General features: G+C 39.5%; 14 protein-coding genes. 1 reads left to right on the top strand and 13 read right to left on the bottom strand.

Annotated elements, in window-relative coordinates:
- From Q0983_RS08475 to Q0983_RS08420, 12 genes are read right to left on the bottom strand one after another with little or no spacing between them, the layout of a single operon-like run.
- Positions 1–2688 carry a hypothetical protein gene (locus Q0983_RS08475; RefSeq protein ID WP_299551337.1) on the bottom strand — a complete coding sequence of 896 codons (2688 nt, stop codon included), beginning with the start codon at positions 2686–2688 and terminating at the stop codon, positions 1–3.
- Entirely contained in the window at positions 2676–5897 is a 3222-nt protein-coding gene (locus tag Q0983_RS08470) for a baseplate J/gp47 family protein (protein ID WP_299551334.1), read from the bottom strand. The genes Q0983_RS08475 and Q0983_RS08470 overlap by 13 nt, the downstream gene beginning before the upstream one ends.
- A 10-nt stretch (positions 5898–5907) precedes the next feature.
- A complete protein-coding gene (locus tag Q0983_RS08465) occupies positions 5908–6324 on the bottom strand; it encodes a GPW/gp25 family protein (RefSeq protein WP_299551331.1) in 417 nt (138 codons plus the stop codon).
- 1 nt (position 6325) lies between these two features.
- Positions 6326–6613: a PAAR domain-containing protein gene (locus Q0983_RS08460; protein WP_299551328.1), complete on the bottom strand. Its 288-nt coding sequence runs from the start codon at positions 6611–6613 to the stop codon at positions 6326–6328.
- A gap of 3 nt (positions 6614–6616) precedes the next feature.
- Positions 6617–8362 (bottom strand): type VI secretion system tip protein VgrG, encoded by a 1746-nt coding sequence (vgrG, locus tag Q0983_RS08455; RefSeq protein WP_299551325.1) that lies wholly within the window; start codon positions 8360–8362, stop codon positions 6617–6619.
- The gene (locus Q0983_RS08450; protein WP_299551323.1) at positions 8363–9088 is read right to left on the bottom strand and encodes a LysM peptidoglycan-binding domain-containing protein; all 726 of its coding nucleotides are present in this window, start codon (positions 9086–9088) and stop codon (positions 8363–8365) included.
- 12 nt (positions 9089–9100) lie between these two features.
- Complete coding sequence (locus Q0983_RS08445) at positions 9101–9268, bottom strand: DUF5908 family protein (protein ID WP_299551320.1); 168 nt, start codon at positions 9266–9268, stop codon at positions 9101–9103.
- A complete protein-coding gene (locus tag Q0983_RS08440; RefSeq protein ID WP_299551317.1) occupies positions 9268–9720 on the bottom strand; it encodes a phage tail protein in 453 nt (150 codons plus the stop codon). Before Q0983_RS08440 ends, Q0983_RS08445 begins: the two co-directional genes overlap by 1 nt.
- A complete protein-coding gene (locus Q0983_RS08435) occupies positions 9720–10163 on the bottom strand; it encodes a phage tail protein (protein WP_299551314.1) in 444 nt (147 codons plus the stop codon). Before Q0983_RS08435 ends, Q0983_RS08440 begins: the two co-directional genes overlap by 1 nt.
- Positions 10164–10197: 34 nt before the next feature.
- Positions 10198–12102, bottom strand: coding sequence for a phage tail sheath C-terminal domain-containing protein (locus tag Q0983_RS08430; RefSeq protein WP_299551311.1), 1905 nt, complete (start codon positions 12100–12102; stop codon positions 10198–10200).
- Between the two features lie 22 nt (positions 12103–12124).
- A complete protein-coding gene (locus Q0983_RS08425) occupies positions 12125–13117 on the bottom strand; it encodes a hypothetical protein (protein ID WP_299551308.1) in 993 nt (330 codons plus the stop codon).
- 2 nt (positions 13118–13119) lie between these two features.
- A complete protein-coding gene (locus Q0983_RS08420; protein WP_299551305.1) occupies positions 13120–13695 on the bottom strand; it encodes a DUF4255 domain-containing protein in 576 nt (191 codons plus the stop codon).
- 464 nt (positions 13696–14159) lie between these two features.
- Between Q0983_RS08420 and Q0983_RS08415 the strand changes: the two genes are divergently transcribed.
- Positions 14160–14804: a response regulator transcription factor gene (locus Q0983_RS08415; protein WP_299551303.1), complete on the top strand. Its 645-nt coding sequence runs from the start codon at positions 14160–14162 to the stop codon at positions 14802–14804.
- An 89-nt stretch (positions 14805–14893) separates the two neighbouring features.
- Here Q0983_RS08415 and Q0983_RS08410 read toward each other — a convergent pair whose 3' ends face one another.
- Complete coding sequence (locus tag Q0983_RS08410; RefSeq protein ID WP_299551300.1) at positions 14894–18727, bottom strand: M48 family metallopeptidase; 3834 nt, start codon at positions 18725–18727, stop codon at positions 14894–14896.
- Positions 18728–18858 lie beyond the last annotated feature (131 nt).

The raw sequence follows: 18858 nt of genomic DNA, 5'->3' as shown, positions 1-18858 counted from the left end.
TTAAAGTGTTCCTAAATTGGTTCTTCCTAATATGATTCGTCCTCTCAGATCATCGCTTTCATCAGCACAATCCAGTAATCGTCCGGTTGGATAGACGCTGTTTAATTTTGACAAAGCGGTCAGGAGTGTTTTTATCTGGTTTTCCGGTTGTTCCTGTTCCAGTTTTGTTTTTTCAAGCAGGTATGCCTTATAGGCATCTTCAAAGCATAACAGGTCATTTTTATCATCGTCCACCTCCCCTTTTCTGTGTCCTACCCAGCAAATCCTGGGTAATACATGAGCTGGTAATTCTTCTTTAATGATAGTCTCCATATAATTCCTGAAATCCGGATTTGAAAACCTAAAGGTGTATCCCGGCAGGACTATACTTACCCTATATGAATAGGGATCAATGAAACAATCGTCCTTGCAATCATTGGTACAAATTGGCATAAAGACACCTGATGCGCTCTGGTTCACATCGGGCCGTAATAAAATGTGTTCCACCAGAAAGATCCCTTCCTCGGTGAACCGGTATTTCATAAATTCAATAATGCTTAGTATCGCATCCTCCAATGCCTCAGGGGTACCGTAATAACTAAACTGCTTGGCCACGATATAATCCACATGCCCAGGATCCTTTTGAGGGTCAATGACATCAAAGAAATATTCGCCGGTAGGTAATTGTTGGATCCTTAAATTTTCGATAACAGTCCCCTCGGACACCCCTACTTCGAAGGCATCTTCAATAGCTTTTTCACTGGTTTGTATAATTTGCAATACGGAAAAGTACAGTTCGCGTGAAGCTACTTCCGGAGCAGGATAATGTGTGGTAGCAGACAGGATAATATTTCCATGGTCATCTTTTATCCGCCATCTGTATTTTTCTTCGGCAGGAGTGGGTTTATAGATCTCAACGTAAGACGAAGAAAGATGTCGCCGGTTGTAATCTTTTAAGCCCATCAGCCGGGATATACGCTTTTGTACCCCTGAAATATTGTTGGTATCCCAAAGCTTTTCGGGTGTTTGTTTATAATAATTAAAGGCACAGCCCCGCTGGGAACTTATGGCAATATAATCGCCCAGAAAAGACTCCTTGTTAGATAAAACGATATCGTCAGCCACCTTACCATATAAGATCTTCATCAGGAAGGCATATTCTCCGAACTTTTCGGCAAAACGTGCCAACAAGTGATCCAGCATGTCATTTCTGCGCTCTATGCTATTATCCAATTGTTCGAATAATAATTCGGTAAGATTATCGTCATCGTCGCTATCATAGTTCTTTACTAAATCTTCAAAACCGCGTACATCCTTTATCGCCTGTGTAAAAAAGGTTTTGGTTTCTGTTCCATTTATAGACAGTAAGTCTTTTACTTTTGCAAGGTGTTTAAAGTAACTGGCCAGGATCTTATCGAAAAACAGGAGGTAAGCTTTCAATTGCTTTGCCTGGGATTTTCTTTGGGTGGTTGCCCTGGCAGTTAAGCCCTCCTGCCCTATACCATAAGTATCCGGAAAATCATTCATTATGGTGGTGTAGGTATCCGGAGCCCGATGACGTCCATTGGGGAACTCCAGAACTTTGTCATTTTTTGCATTACTCTGTAGATCCTCCTCTTCAGCTTTGAGTTCTTTTTGGTATTTGGCTACCTGATCATGATTAATATTTAAGGGCAAAACGCCTTTATGATAACTAAAGGTCCTGGTATTACAAAGGGCCGGTTTTTTGTGTTTATCAATGCATATTACCCAGTCATTTTTCAGATCCTTCGAAGCATCACAATGCCCTATTGAAATGTCTTTTATCAGCTTCACGCCTTCAATATTCATGATTATTTTCATGATATCGGATAAACGGACTTCTGTTCTTAATTCAGCGTTTTTAAGTGCTTCCGTATCTATAAATCCATGCTCCAAAAGCGGCCCGTCAAATATCTGATCCGGTGTATATTGTTTATCCAGCATTTCGGTAATGGAATAGAACCGCAATGCGGGTGAGAAATAGTCTTCAATAGCATTCAAAACCTTAGCGTGCACCATTTCTTCGTCGGCTTCGGGTTCCACCTCTATACTGGCGCAAACCGCCACTTTTTGTTCGGTTACTTCATCAATCTCTATAAGGTCTTCACAAAGGTTCCGGTTAGCGTGATAGGCTTCCCTTATTTTGGAAAAGATCTCGTCTTTTGTCTGACCTGCATCCAGTTCATCAAAATCGACCAATATGTTGTACAAACCGTTGAGAATAAATTCTTTTTTGAATGCCGCATGTGTAGCACTAAAATCTGCCTCATTATAGGATAGTTTATCATTTTTACAATCCACATAAACGGTTTTCTCAAACTTTGTAAGCCAGCAATTCTTAACGCCGTCTATGTCGATAAAGAGCTTTCTGTAATCCAAAGGAGTAACAGGCTTAGAGGGAAATATTTCGGAGGCCTTGTAAAACTGGCTGTTAAGGCTCTTACCCGGGTCATCGGAAGCAAGCAGATCATTAACAGGCATATCCATACGCATACCAAGATCGGTAATAGCATAACAGAGCATTTCCAGGATGGTTATCCCGGGATCATGTGAATTGTAATCTGTCCATAGTCGGTTACCCAACTGCTCAATGTACCTGATGCCGGCTTCTCGTAAATAATAGTAATCCAGATCATTTCCTGAAGCCACATGTTTTGGTATACTTATATGTTTATTTATGACGGACATTCTTCAAGCGTTTTAGGTTTTTCCCCTTTGCAATTTTCTAAGTCAGTACTAATAGTATGCGTCTTTGCCGAAACCAAAATAGCCCTGGGGCTTGATGGTGCCACACTGTTATTTACAGGTTGACCATCCTTTTCCAGCCTTACATTTTGCAGGTAATCCACATACTCGAGTTTTTCAAGATAGTCTATCAGAACACTTTTATGCAGTTCTACACCAAAGGCAATTTTTTTAGCGTCGTCAAAAGCCCATGGGGACAGGAATTTTATAATATCCTGATCCATTTGTTTCGAATAAAAACTGGCATCATAGCCTTCATGAAACTGCACCTCCAGTATGACCTTCACTTCTTCATAATCGGGGTTAACAATATCTGCTGTAACATGCATGGTGTTTAAACTGTTGATATAGGCTTTTACTTTACTTATCAATCCCTGGCTTACTCTAGGTTGATAGATATCGAAGACATTTTTGTTTACCGTATCGGGAATGACAACAACTGTTACATGCCCGGCAGAAAGAAAGTGATGATCGTAGGTGTGATTTAAACATTTGGCCTTATAGATATCGGGAAATTTCTGAAGGATCAAATGCTCATAGTCCCAAAGGCTTATCGCCCTGTTCTTATGTCTTAATCGCTCACTGATCCGCCTGTAAAAAGCAGCATCAGATTCTTTGGGGACGCCATCAAAGGAGTTATAGGGTTGGGATACCGATTTTATCTGCGGAATACGTGTTATAAGCTTTTTGATAGTCCCGGATACCAATCCGTTTTCCAATTGGGACAATTCGTTACCATTGTTTTCAAACGCTGCCTGAACAGCCTGTGCATGGATATTGATTACCTTACAAACAGCATCATAGTCCTTATGCATTCTGGCCCGTATCCATATATAACCTTTTGGGAATCGTGTATTGGTGTCCGTGGCTTCCCTGGGGATATTAAATTTAACAATTCCCGAAACTAAAAAATTGTGAGTGGTATTGGTCAAAATATCATCTTTCAGGCTCTTCCATTTGTTATCACATAACACAGCCCAGTCTATAGCTTCATTATCCTTAAAAGTCTCTACCAACGGATTTTCACTCCCCTCCAATACCTGTACAAGCAATGAAACGGATTGCAGCGGCCTGGCATCTTTTAAACCGATAAAGAGGGAGCCGCCTTCACAGAACTTAGGAAATATATGGGTATTAACAGTGTTTGTATCATACCGGTCTTTTATGCCTTTCTCCTGTTTCACCACATTTAAGTGATTATGCACTTCATCCATCCCAAAGTCCTGTATATGAAATAATTGCAACCTGTTTTTATTATAAGCACTAAGACTATTTTCAGGTTCCAGGGGCGTGGTTTCATCTATAGGTAAGGTTTGTGATACAACGGTCCTAGATTCCTGTGCGGTATAATCCAATGATATACTTTCAACCAGCGGTGTATAGGGTTCATTGGGGATATCTTTATCGTCTGAAGTTATATCATTTGCAAGGCTGATCAGGGCCCTGGCATACGTACTTGAGAATTGCTCATGGAAAAAAGAATTGAGCAGTGATAGCTTTACGGGCCCGGCGGTATCAGCACCGTTATAAGTATCACCACTATTATCAATTTTAATATTACATTCATACCCTGCCGGGTCTCCTGTATCAGGGTCTTTCAGAACAGCAAAAAGCTCCTGGGCATCATGATCCTCCTGCCATACCCCTTTATGCATTAGCCAGGTGGTGACCTTAAAATAGGATGCATCATCAGGCGGATTGGTGTAAGCACCATACCATTCATCAAATCCAATATCAGGTGTGTTTTTCCAAAGGAGGTTGATATTTAAACTATCCCATGCTTTTGAGAACGGTTCTGCATGATCTATAAAAAAGTTAGACCCTTTTATAGGTTGGGTAGTAAAAGGGTAAAAAGGTTTGCCCGGATTTAATACCCCAAAATCGTTTTCAATACTCAATAATTTGGCATCCATGACATCCACGGTTATTGAAATATTCGTAACAATCCTGTTTACCAGGGCTCTGTAAAAGTCATAAGCTGCTTCATGTTTTGTATCCATAACAAAACGTACGACAGGAAATCCCGTATTATAGCTGTCCCCCAGAATTTCAGGGTTGTAATGTGAAAGCCCCTCAATATCCTTATCGAGTTGAAAAGCAAGGCTTAAAGTGTCTTTTTTATCGCTTGACGTTTGATAGGTTGCTTCGGAATTATCCTTGTGGGTCACCGTGATACTTTCGGCAAGTGGCGGCAGCTCTATCCAACCTTCGGAACCACTGCCGTAAAGGGATATGATCTCTATTATTTTAGGGGCCGGGAATTTGCTTAGATCTGAAGATGCATCCGACTTGAAATCAATAGTTATCTGTACTGTTCTTAGTCCCTCCTTTAAATTGAACATGGGTGAAGCCAGGGCAAACCCCAGCATGGCATCTGGCAAAGCTGTAAAACCCTGTTCTTTTGAAGTATACGCAAACGGCCACCAATAGGGGTTCTCTTCTGGTAAGGGCTCTTCAAAACCATCAAGTGTATTGGCCACCTGACTCACCTTTAATTCCTTTAAATCAATATCATTATAAACACTCTTTAAGGCGGCTACACTGGTTTTGTTGACAATAAGTTCTTCGCCGGTCTTGTAGATCATCTGGTTGCCCTGCTTATCCTTGTTTCCGTTTAAGGCGGTATCAGCTACAATTTGCTGCTCAAGGCTTTTTTTAGCTAACTCGAAAATAACGTGCACCTGATCCGGTGCTGGATCATTCCTTTTAACCTTTAATACTTCATTATAATAGAAGTCCAGATGTCTTTTAGTCAGGCTGTTAAAGCGTTTTTTGGATGCTTCCAACAGGTGTAAAAAACAAATAAAAAGCGTTAAATGTGGTGTGAGATTACCATCTGTCTTATATTGGGCAATAGTCTGCTTAATGGATGCTTTGATCTTTTTATACTTGTAACTGTTCCTGAGCGGGATACTACTGCCGGAAAGCTCAAAATAATTGAAAAGATCCTGCCAGTTATCAAAAGCTGCTGCATCGTCAGTAACATCAAAATAATTGACATGTTGGGCGAAATTGTAAGTAAATAATATCCAATCTTCTATATCAAAATCATGAAGTTCCAGATTCTGCGGATCCAGATCGGCCAAAAAGCGCTGCGGCTGGTCGGTTCCGTTTCGCCTTAAAATAGTATCTATGTCATTGCAGTTGCTCATACATATTTGTTTACACTATAATGTTTGTGCCTTCCTCTTTATAGAATGGGAACACCACATTATGTCTTGAGTTTGTAGCCCTTATAAGGTATTCGATGGCTATGTGCAACATCCCTTCAAGCGGGTCTGTTTCGGAAATATCAATCTTTATAACATCGATCCTGGGCTCATGATACAGAATGGCCGTTTTTATAAGCTCAACAACATAGGTGATCAAGGTGCGATTTAAATTTTCAAACATAAGCTCATCCAGGTTACAGCCATAATCGGGCAGCATCACGCGCTCCCCCAGCCTGGTACTTAGCAGGATATGAAGACTGCTCTTGATATCGACTTCATCCGAGATCGTTTTCAAAGCCTTTTGTGATCTGTCAAATTCCGGGGGAAAGCCCCATCCGGTACCTAAAAATGATTGTTTGTATTCCATGCTATCCTATTAATACGGTTGGTAATCCTGAAACAATGGTTCCGCCGTGAGCTGTTGAATCTCCCATTCTTGCGGCAGGCATGCCTCCTATAAATACAGTTCCTGATCCCGCCACGATAGAATCCGGGGGGCCGACACATACCGCCATATCACCTACCCTGGCTGCCGGCATATTACCTATTAATACCGTAGCTTCTCCCAAAGAAATAGGACCGCCTACATGGGGAACCAAAACGGTTACCATTGGACAAACATGCATATCGGATATTCGCGCTGCAGGTGCTCCCATACTTTAATTTATTTGTACCAGCGATCCCTTTAAAATGGCAGTAGCTGATGTTGAAACTTCGGCGCCTGCCGATCCCTCCGCTTTAAATGAGGCACTGGCTTTAAGATTAACATTTGTTCCTTCTATATTGACATCTCCTGATGCCTTTAAATCTATATTCCCCTGGCTTTCCATAAGGATGCCATTACTGTCCAGAGTGATCTTATTGGAATGATCATCTTCTATAACAATGGTTCCGGCATCTTCATCGAGTGAAATTTTCTTCCCCACAGGGGTCGATATATTCAGTGTCTTTTTATCGTCATCAAACAGGATCTTCATTTCGCTTCTGGTCACAAAGCCCTTTTCATGATTGTCATCGGCGGCTGTAATGGGGGCCGGTTTTGCACTACTGTGCAACATGCCCAGGACCACAGCTTCGTTGGGGTCTTCATTTATAAAACCTACAATAACCTCATCTTCAATTTCAGGACGAAAAAAGGCGCCCCGGCTATCTCCTGCATCCAGAGACGCTACCCGGCACCAGATACCCTGCTCCTCGTTATCAATTATGGGGATCTGTACTAAAATACGGTCTTCTCCATCGGGATCATCCTGGAGTTGTGAAACGATCCCTACCTGTAAACCGTTAATAGCCGGTAACAGGCCCGAAGCAGGCTGGGCACTAATATCGAAGGTTTCGGAAAACCATTCGGGGTTTAATCCAAACTGTGCATTTACGGTCCAGTTTCCTTCTGTAATCGTATGTTGTATGGCGGTAACGTAGGCTTTACCGTTAAAGCGGTCACCTACTCCTTCCAACTTTAAAATGGTATTAGGTTTTACAGCAGGAATACCCTGAAACCGTACCCTGCCACGTACTTTTGCCAATTGTTGAAACAACCACTTACCGTTAGCCCATTCCTGTAATTCCGCATCGGTTATAGCACCGCCATGTCGTAATTCCAAATTCTCCAACCCGATCACAGCATTCAGATCGGCATTCGACAAATTCCCGTTTAGTGACACGCCCGGATCAGTCCCTTCAATTTCCAGCAATTCCTGGTCTGCGTGATTCCATCCATAGGAAGACACCTTTTGGACCTGATGACGTGCATCGATCTCGGCGTCAAAATCCAGAAGGGTGGCACCAAAAGTCACAGTCTCAATCTCAGGTTGCTCTACATTAGGCTTGGCAACGGTTACTTTTCCGTCGTCTATAAAACACAGTTTGCCGTTGGCCTGGGCCCTGGAGATCATAAAATCCCAATCGGAAGCATTGTATTGTACAAGCTCCTGATGCGTATGTGTTGTGGCCTCTACTTCCTTCGAAAGGCCATAATCCCCTATTAACTGCTCGAAGATGTCACTGTCTTTACTATCGTAAAAGTATTTGCTCTTCCTGCCAATGGTCATCTTTACGGCTTCATCCTTGCATTCAATAATAAGCTGGGAGCTGTTTTCCCGGATCCTTAAATTATGCCTGATAACAATGCCTTTAAAAATGGTTTCTTCATCAGAATGGTATCCAGCGGTTATTTCAACTTCTTTGCCCGGAATCAGAAAAGCTTCATTGCTCAATTTAAAATCGCGCACCGCAGCTTCGCCATCGATCAACACGATCTGTGCCGAGGGTATCCTGTTTACTTCTCTGTTAACAACAATACTCTTAACCTGATAGATGTTTGAAAGCTCATCCCCTTCGATCAGTATCTTATGGGTAATGAGATCAGCACTTTTTGAGGTTTGTATGATATCGCTATTGTTCATTTAAGATGTCTTTTTTAACGGCGGAAAGATTAATTCCTGTCCCGGTGTCAACTTTCTGAAATTGATAATATTATTAGCTCTGGCTACCTCCAGGTAATACTTGGAATCACCGTAGATCCTATGTGTCATCAGTGCGAGGGTATCCCCTTCTTTAACCTTGCGATAATGTGTGAGATCAGGCGATTGATTGTTTTCTTCCGCAGCTCTCCTTTCCGCCTCCTTATGGGAAATGAACTTTACTTTGGCTATAGCTCTGATGGGTGTTCCATCCGGCTTGAAAAGCTTGTATTCGATATTTAGTTCGGTTAAAATCCCTTTAAACGCCAAATTTCCCCAGCATACCAATAAATAATTGGGTTTATGCTTATCGCCATTATAATCGAAAACCGCTTTCTTGAAATTCTCAATATCATCAATGATACCATTGCCCTGGTCTTTATACACAATGTCATCGTCACTGGCTTCAGGGTCATCGCCATAGTGCACAATAACCCCGGTTCTATCAAAGAGGAATTCAAAATCCAGATCGGTAGGCAGCGATCGTGTAAACTTCGGATCCGTGGCACTATTACCGGAGGCCTGCTCTTTTTTGTACTCTGTTTTAAAGGTTTGTGAGTATTTTTCAGGGTTTAGCAGCGCCGTATATTTCAGATCGGTGATCTCCTCCTTAAATTTTTCATCCTTAAAACAGCGGATAACCAGCTTTTGTAATTTCCCTTCACTCATAATGATACATTACTAGCGTTGTTTCTGTTTTTCCAAAATGTACATAACCTCTTCAATGCAGGTAGCAATAATATCGGCTTTTGAAGTAGCCGATGCTCCGCCTTCGGAGGCATTGTTGCCACGATTAGCCCCTTCATCAACATTGATCTTTATGTGCAATTCCTTGATCTCTATGGGCATTAGCTTAAAATTTTGAAATAGTTATACGATAATTCAAGTGTTTCAATGACGAGTTTGTTCTCTTCGGCATTAAAGTCTCCAACATCCCATTTTACCGGGTAGGCATGAATCACATTCCAACTTTGCAAGGGTTCGTGCTTTTCATTGAGTAACTTGACAATGATATCAACAGGAACGATCTCGAAATTTTCCAGTGCTTTTCTACACCATTCTATCAGACCGGAATTAACCATCATGCCTCTTTTTAAAACCAGATTAGGATATTTGGTTCTTACCGGAATGCGATGTTTAAACCGGTTCTCTCCACCTTCGGCAATCTCTTCGGTTTCCATATCTACTGAAAGACCGGAAACCGATTGAAATTGAAAATCATTGGTTGTATCCGCTCCTTCGATATTCGAAGGAAATTCAACCCTAAAGTGAAAGCCTACAGGTGGATAATAGGATGCCATTATAATAAGGACAGTTTTTCGTGAACAAATTCTGCAGTTTCAATGGCGATCTCGTTCCCATCAGCCTTCAGATCTGTGGACTGTATCTTGGTTATATAAGCCCGTTCTGCCTTCCAACTAACTACAGCCTCGTGTTTTTCGTCGAGCATACTAATGGTTAAATCGCCACGGAATTCTTCTTCACCTTCCTGAAAATAAACGGTTTTAACCCATTGGCTATAAAACTCTTTGCTCTTATCAGCAAAGGTTCCGCGCTTTATCGTAATATTACTATACTTGGCCAAACCAGGCTGTTTTGTTTTATGATATTCGTTATCGGCACCGCCCCGGTACTCTATGATCTCTCTTTCGAAATCGAGTCCGGAAACTTCGGTGCAATTAAATTCGGTATCTCCAAAAGTGACCTTAAAATGGAATTTTGGTAATGCATATGCTGTTGCCATGATTTTTGTGATTTTTAATTACTGAATCGTTTAGTTATACTTCTTGCATTTTATGAGAGAATTTTAATACAATAAATTCCGCCGGTCTTACTACAGCCAGCCCAATTTCAATGATCATATTTCCTTCCAGAATGTCAAGTGCCGTCATGGTTTCTCCCAGGCCTACACTCACGTAGAAGGCTTTTTCTGGGGTTGGACCCGCCAGGGCTCCTGCGCGCCATTGTAAAGTGAGGAAATTGTTGATCATGGCCTTAACGCGAACCCAGGTATTCCTGTCATTCGGTTCAAAAACGAATTGTTCGGTTGCTTTTTTAATGGACTCTTCGGCCATATTAAAAAAGCGTCGTACAGATACATAACGCCATTCCAGATCATTTCCGGCCAGAGTTCTGGCCCCCCAGACAAGTACACCTTTACCGGTAAAGGTCCTGATAGCGTTTACAGATTTACCGGCTACTTTATCTACATTATAATCCTTTTGGTCTTCATGGGAAACCACCACAGAGGGTTTGGTTACATAACTTAATCCCACATTTGCCGGGGCTTTCCATACGCCACGATCACTATCAACCCTGGCATATACACCTGCCATGGTTGTGCTTGGTGGTAATTTTACCGGCAGTAATCCTATTTCTGCTTTTATTCTATTGAACAATTGGTTATTACCTGATTCCAGGGTGTCTAATTTAACCGTGGTTGAAGTCGCTCCGGCTCCCGGCAAAGCCCCAATAAGGTTAAATAATTCTCCGGAAGCTTTCAACGTATCCAACTTTGTTTTAATAGCATCGATAGCAGCTTTTGTGGTAGTGATCTCATTGAGAATCTTTGTTTTCGTATCATCCAGGTTCAACCTGTCTATGGCCTTACTCAAATCCAGGTGGGCCTGTTCCATCTCGTCTGTAGCCCAGGTATCCAAAAGGTTTGCTTCAGCATCTGCATTATGCAGCTTGCCCAGGGCAACAACCGATTCCAAATCGGTAACCACACCCTTCACCAAGGTTTTAAAAGTATCGATCTTACTTTTTACTGCAGGAACGAATGCCACTGCCAGGGTATTTGTCTCGGCTGCATCGGCTCCTGAAACGGCTGTTATTTCAGCCTCCAAAGTGTCAAATTTAGCACTGTCAAATTCACCGGTATCAATGCCGTCAGCAATATCCTGTGCTTTTTGCTTAATATCATCGGGATTTGTTGATTGCTGGGTAACATCTATCTGGGCGTCATCATAGACATAGTCTAAAATGGTTTCCAAAAAAGGATAATAAACGGCACCATACTTCAGATAGTCTTTTTCCAGGCTTATTTTAGTTCTAAGGGCAGCTATCGGGTCCACGTCATTGGACGTGTCATCTTCATATTCCGCATCAGAATAGGTATCAATTATTGTAAAACGATCCTGTAACTCATTACATTGCGTTAAAGCATCACCATAAATGGCATAAAAATCACCATCACTCAATAATGAAGTGGCATCCGGAAAAAGAAGTAACGTTGGCTCATCTTCCTTTCTAATGGCAGCCAGGCCAGCCTTTAGATTATTAAGGTTCACTAATGTTGCCGGAGCAACCGTCCCTCCATATTGACCAACTGAAACAATGTAACAGGGGCCTCCACCATTGGCAAAATACATCTGCATGGAGTAATACATTAAAAAAGGTGATCTTTTATCCTCAGGTGGTGCGGTAACGGTTATCACGTCACTATCTACCACTGTAACGGCGATGTCCGTTTCTTTCAGGGCATTCCCAAAATAGGTTTCATACTCCAGCATGGAAGTAATGCGCTTAGGAACATTATTTAAATCGCCATCTTCTTTTTTCGTTGCTTTTTCCGTATAGCCGATAAAGGCAGGAATAGCCGTTTCTACTTGAGCCACCGACGGGGGAAACTTTACAATTTCCTCTATGTAAACTCCGGGTGTTTGGTACGTTGTTGCCATAATTTTAACTGTTTAACTTTTTTTAAATGAATATTTCTGAATAGTATTTATTACCCTCTTTCCGGATGATATCGGGTCTCGGATTAGGATAGTGATGATCTTCTGTAGGTGCAGGATTAAAATCTGAGGGTTCTATTTTTACAAAACCGTTCTTTGTTAAAGGCTTTGTGGCATCTGTGGTTAATATGATGTTATCGGAAGGTTTGATATATCTCCAAAATGTCTTCCTGTTCTTAAAACTTAAAGTAAATAGCGGCGTAGTCTCTAAAACATATTGTTCTACCTGAGTGGCCACAGTCTCAAACTTGAGTAAGTTTTTATTAGCATCTCCTTTTACAAAAAGACGAATAAACCCAAGAAGCCCATTTCTTTTTTCCGCTAATAAGGCTTCATTGAGGATCTCATTCTTAAGGGGCTTCTTTTCTGCATCTGTGAGGTTCACTTTGGCTTCAATATCCCTGAAGCTATTGGTAATGGAAAATGTATCGGTATTTTCAGTTAATGCTTCGTTTTCGAAGGCAATGGCTGCCATCAAATTCCTTGTGCTGGTCTCCTTAAGTAAAAAGCTTGTATCCACGGTACCATCATCTGTAAAAATATTGGCAAAACCGGCATCCTCGGTTGCGGGAATCCTGTTTGAAAATAGATACAGGCGCCTGTCAATCCTGTTTACAACCTGTGAGTAATTGTCAAAATAGGGGTCATTAGCGTAAATACCGAATGTAAAATTAAGATCATCTTCAAATGGAATGAGTGGGCTGGATTTAGTATCCGTATGCTCGATCACACTTACAAGTAACCTGAAACCACTGGTATGGGGCTTAAACAATATGCGGTGATTCTTCAATGCCTTCTTTGTAGCGTCTGTGGGACGGACCTCTAAGAACTCGGAGACCTTGTAGTTCTTTAAAATCCTGTTTTTGTTAAGGTCAGACATACCGGAGAAGTTACTTTCCCCATCATTTAAAAAGTAGCCATGGTACAACCTGATATTGAAAATACTTTTAAATATCATGGTCAGTTTCTGTTTAAAATAGGATTAATCTGTGTTATAACCACGCCTTCAGACTGTACTATATCTCGTTCTATCTGGACGAGTGTGACCTTATACAAGACTGACGGGTATTGCTTTCCTCCCAGAGTTCCCCATATATAATTGAGCTCTTCAAAAGAGGGTGTATAGAGGTCTACAATAAATTTGAAATTCTTAAGCTTTTCCATGCCGGCAACATCCCTGTCGAAGTCCGTATTGTCCTGTGTGAACACATGCTTGCCCTGAAAGAATTCAATAATCCTGGACAGACTCTTTAAGGATTCGGAATATGTACTGTTATTAGCACTAAAAAGTATAAAAAGATTAATATTAACTGGTGGATTCTTATAGGTCACCTTGGTATCGGTGACATAATAATTTGATATATTTTTTAAAGTAGACTCCTCCTGTAGGTTTAGCAAAGTCAATACAATATCTATGGAAGCAGACGTATCACTGGTGTCGGTTTCTATGGAGGCTATATTATCAAGAGCCACCGGAGCTCCTTCAATATAATTATTGACCTCTTCGGTTAAGACCTGTAGCACTTCATAAATCATGATAATGTGACTGTTATGATACCCTAATTAGCACCGTATTAAAAAAACTACACCTCTAAAAGTAGCATCAATCACCAGAGACTCACAAACATAAAAACCTGATTTTCAATGAGAAAAACAACCTTATTTTACGGGGCAATAAATGAATATTAAACAAGGGAAATCCTGTACTATAGATTCGGATACCAACCTCAACAGACTAAATTTCACACAGGGTAAAACCGCTTTGTCCCGTTAAGTTTTTAGGATATGACTTACAAAACCAGGGATTGACATCTTTTTTACAACACTTGTTTTTGTAAGAAAAAGAACAAATAAAAAAAGGGTGTTTTTCCGATTTAAATTCATCAATTAATAATATTTCGATACCGGATTGTTCAAAAAAAATTCCTATATTTATAACTCTCTCACCTATATCATATTTCCCTATAAAACTAGTTAAGGCTTTAACTAATTTTATACAAATGAAAACGTATTCTGTCGTTATTGTAGACGGTCATGTACTTTTATCGCAAGCTATAGCCCATCTGGTAGATTCGTTCGAAGAATTCGAAACACTCTATATCTGCAATAATGGTCAGGAATTACTTGACAAACTGAAACAAAATTCAGTGCTTCCGGATATTGTACTAATGGATATCTGTATGCCGGAATTGAATGGTATACAAACCACGCAACTGGTTTCAGAGATCTATCCCCGAATTAATATTTTGGCACTTACAGCTGACGAGGATGAGCATTCCATTATTAATATGCTCAGAGCAGGCGCCAAAGGCTACCTGTTTAAGAGTATTGAAAAGAGTGAATTGGAAATTGCCCTGGTAGATGTCATTACGCAAGGCTACCACCATACTAAAAACGTATCGGATGTTCTGATAAAATTTTTAATGGGTGAGTCGGAATCGAAGAAAGTAAATTTAAAACAGCAGGAACTACAGTTCATTCGTTATGTCTGTTCGGAAATGACCTATAAGGAAATTGCCAAAAGCATGTACCGAAGCCCTAAGACCATTGATGGTTATCGGGATGCCCTTTTTAAAAAGCTTCAGGTTAAGAACAAGATCGGACTGGTGATGTACGCTATAAAGCATAAGTTATATACGCCTTAAAGTTCAAATCCAGTAAACACTTAGCCTTTTCTAACAAGCAAAACTATATAACTAAATTATATTTTAAATTGTATTCTAGTAAATAATACTTAATTTAAAAAGGGTCTTTCACTTGCAAATAAACCCGCATTAATTTTTTGTTTCCATTTGTTAGGTATGTTACCGTCTAACATGACACTTGCCATTACATAGGATTGTAATTGCCATCTTAACCGTAATTCACTAATATGTTGTTCTACTCCAGTATAATTTCGTGATTGAATTAATCCGATTAATTTCTCAATAAAATCACCCTTTAAGTCTAAAGGCTCGAAAATATCTAAATACTGCTTATAATCAATATTTTCTTTAATGGCTAATCCAACAACCCCCCACACTGTATTTAAATTAAGACCTGAGTTCACCTCTTGATTAAGAATAACATCTTTTATGTCGTTTGTTACACCACTTGACGCAACAATTAAATAATCCGTATAAGGTTTTATACTTTCAAAACTATCTGATAACCTATATGCTTCCTCTAAACTTCCTTTATGTATTAAATAATAGATGTAATCCGGATTATCTTTGCCTCCTTCAATATTACCGCTCTCAATAGCATTATAAAAAATAACATCTTCCGAATTAATAACTGTTTTAAAATCGTTTCCTTTTTGAAGGTTCAACAATCTTCGTATACGCTCAACTTCAACTCCAACCATACTTTCTAAATTTGGATTTTCAGCGGCTTTTGAAAAAGCATTATAGGCTTGCTCGTAATCGTTTCGTTCTGAATAAACAAAACCTGAAGCAAAAGCTAACCAGGTATGATCCTTCCATTTTTTATAACCTTCAATAAACCTATTATCTTTTAAGTTTTCATCTTCAATACATCTGGCAGCTAAATAGTAATAATCGGGGTTTTCCGGATCATTAAGTGATCGTTTGGTATGCTTTTCGCAGATGATCCCATAATTTGTCGAATCTGCCACATCCTGAAGCAATCTCAAACTCACAACCTCATCAGGGTTTCTATCCAAGCGAGCTTCTATAGTACTAAGTCCATCTTCAATATCCTTTAAGTAGTACATCCAATCTGCTAAATACTTGCTTTCCGAATCATCCCACATACTATGTGATTTAACAATATTCTCAAAATCTTCTTGATCTTCAACAATGGTAATTAGATTATCTGCAGATTCTGCACTAAACCCTCTAACCGCTTCTTTTCTTTCTCCCATACTCCCTCTGGGCAAAGAAATTTGAGTGGGTGGTTCTTCTAAAATATAATCGGCCTTTACTGGAAAAAATTTCCTTGCTCCCAGTAACGTTCTATCATTAAGCCCTTTGGGCGTTCTGTTTCCATAGCCATAAAAAACTGGGTGTTCAATAAAAACTCCGCCATTAGCAGCATTATAAATCATGGCTGTTCGCTCCGGAAATTTAAATACTTCCTGTTCTATTGATTCTCCTTCATAAGTTTTTGTTTCTATTTGATATGTTTTTCCATAATGCAATTGAATGGCCTCCGTGGCATTTGGTTTTAGACTAATTGTGGTTCCATCAATTTCAATACTCACATCTGTTTGGAGTCCGTTATATATATGAAATGGTAATTTTTGAGTATAATTAGCAAAGAATAACGCTGCGAATAAAATACTACCTGCAATACCAAACTTTGCAATTGATGGTACTATGCCATCACCCACTGCAAAACGATCCCAAAATTTTAATTTTCTTTGAATATGTCGTTCACTCCCAGGTGTTAAGGTCTTGTATTTTTCAGGTATACCATTTATCATCCCAACACCACTTAAGCTTTCGTCATTTAAAAGGGCTTTTTTGATAGATGCTTCTGTATCTAACAATAATTCTAAAGATTCATTTCTCAGTTTTTGCAAAGCTCTTAAAGCCACTGATGTCCATCCTCCAATAACATTAATCCAATCGTTTATATTTTCTTTTACGGGTGCTGTTAATTTAAACTCTTCGAACATACTTTGATAACTTTCAACCTTCATATTAGCCAGCAGCCTTGAATCTAAATTCATTTTTTCAGAATCAGCATAAATCCGCTTTAGAGTATAAAAATAATCATCTGATACACTTAAAATGCTAACCAGTTCAGAAGAAGACACATTACCATCAGCCAGAGCAATACCTAAAACATTATTAAACTTCTTTACAACATCATTTAGATTTGAAATAGAATGTTCACTGTAATGCACCAGGCTATTCAGTTTTTTTAAATACGCATCCCATCCTCCATTAATTTTTTCCGCCGCCCTATAATGAAGTGTCCTACATAATGCATCATGCTCACCTAATTCGGCTTTAACAGTTTTCACCTCTTCCCTTAGACCTTTTATAACTTCGGGGATATCCTTACGCTTAATTTGGTTTCCTCTATGCCAGACCCTCCTTTTCTCAAGAGTTAACGATTCACTTTCACTGATTAAAAGTGCAGCAATCTCTTCTTCAACCTCCCTTAGGTTCTTAATTTTTTCCGCTATTTCTTTGGGATATATCTTTTTGAAACCATCTTCCAGTGTCATTCCTTTAAGATTAGCATTAAGTGCTTCTTCAAAAGAATTATAGTTTAAATATGTATACCTGCTTAAAAAGTTAGAATGGTATTTAGGGTCTAAGAAAGTCCAATTAAAGTGTTCTTTGTTTTGGTTTGCTATGGCATCCTCAGTATTTATAGGCTCAGTTTCAACTTTTGCGGTTTTAATCAAACGCTCAGTCATGTCTTCTCTATAAGCCTTTGGGTCAGAAAAAAGGCTCCATGAAGACCTTTCGTCAATAGGCTCATAGATATAAATCTTCTTAGCATTATTTTCTCTATCTACATCCGCCGGGTGTGTAGACCACATTTGGGGTGGGTTGTACTTTTTGGAAGTAAAAATCCTATTATTTTCTCTTGATTCCAATGGGATTTTCGGAGATTGTCCATAGCTAGAATCGTCAAGAATATTGGCCATTTGCTGTATGTAGTTGGTCTGCAACTCATACATATCCTTTACAGCTCGTTTATCTGACAGTTCCTCATTTACGCAGTCTAAAGTGTTAGCGTATGCTTCGTCTGCAATTTGTAATTTATACAAAGCATGTATTAAAGCATCACTTCCTGTCAAGGATACTGCAACTAAATCTGCCTGAAATTCCATTTCCCTGGACAAAGCTCTTTCAGCGACAACTACGATACTAAAACAAGTTTCAATAAGAGATCTAATAGCCCAGACCAAAATTGATAAAATCCATCCTATCCAGGCAACTCTTAAGTCAAACCTTGACAAACCAGCTAAAAAGGAATCGAAAATATCCCGTTTACCAACAATCCTGGCTGCGACCTGTTGAGCCACATAAACATAACGTCCTAACAACATGGAACGTTGGGCAAAATGACCGAACTCATGAGCCAAAACAGCTTTAAACTCTCCTAAACTAAGCACATTTACTAATCCCAGACCTATTTCTAAATTCTTTTTCGATGGTATAAGTAAATTAATTAAAGATATGTCGTAAGAAACACTGGCGTTTACCCTATCTGTAAAAAAAACCTTATGGGGTCTGGGAGCTCCGGCTTCATCTGCCAGCTTATACAAATAGTCAAATAAGATTGGCTCATCTTTCTCATTAATATATTTATGAATCGGGTTTTCTTCTTTTTTATTTAAAAAGAAAAGCGATTTCGCCATGAATAAGGATAAAAACCCAAAACCTATGGCAACAATGTAGTTTAAAAAATGACCATCAAAATTTAAAGCATCAAGAAAAAGGTTATAGGCTAAGCGCCCAAACCAAATGGTTAATAGCAAATAAATTGCTATAAATGTCAACAACCCGAAGACGGATAACCATACGTGCTTTTTAAAGGAATTAGTTGGCTTAGTAAAATTTTCAGGAATTTTTGCAGAAATCTTAGTATAAAAACTAGTCATAAGTTGGAAATTGGTTAGGCTTTAAATATACTAAAATTCTTTCACCGTACCTCATATTATTCAACATAAAAAATCCCGCTCTAAGGCGGGATTTTCTTTGAAATAGTCATAATAAATCTGAAAATCAGATT

Origin of the sequence: Seonamhaeicola sp. (assembly GCF_028281565.1) — a bacterium.
Lineage (GTDB): Bacteria > Bacteroidota > Bacteroidia > Flavobacteriales > Flavobacteriaceae > Seonamhaeicola.
Note: the sequence above shows the minus strand (reverse complement) of the source record. Positions and strands in the feature narration are given on the sequence as shown.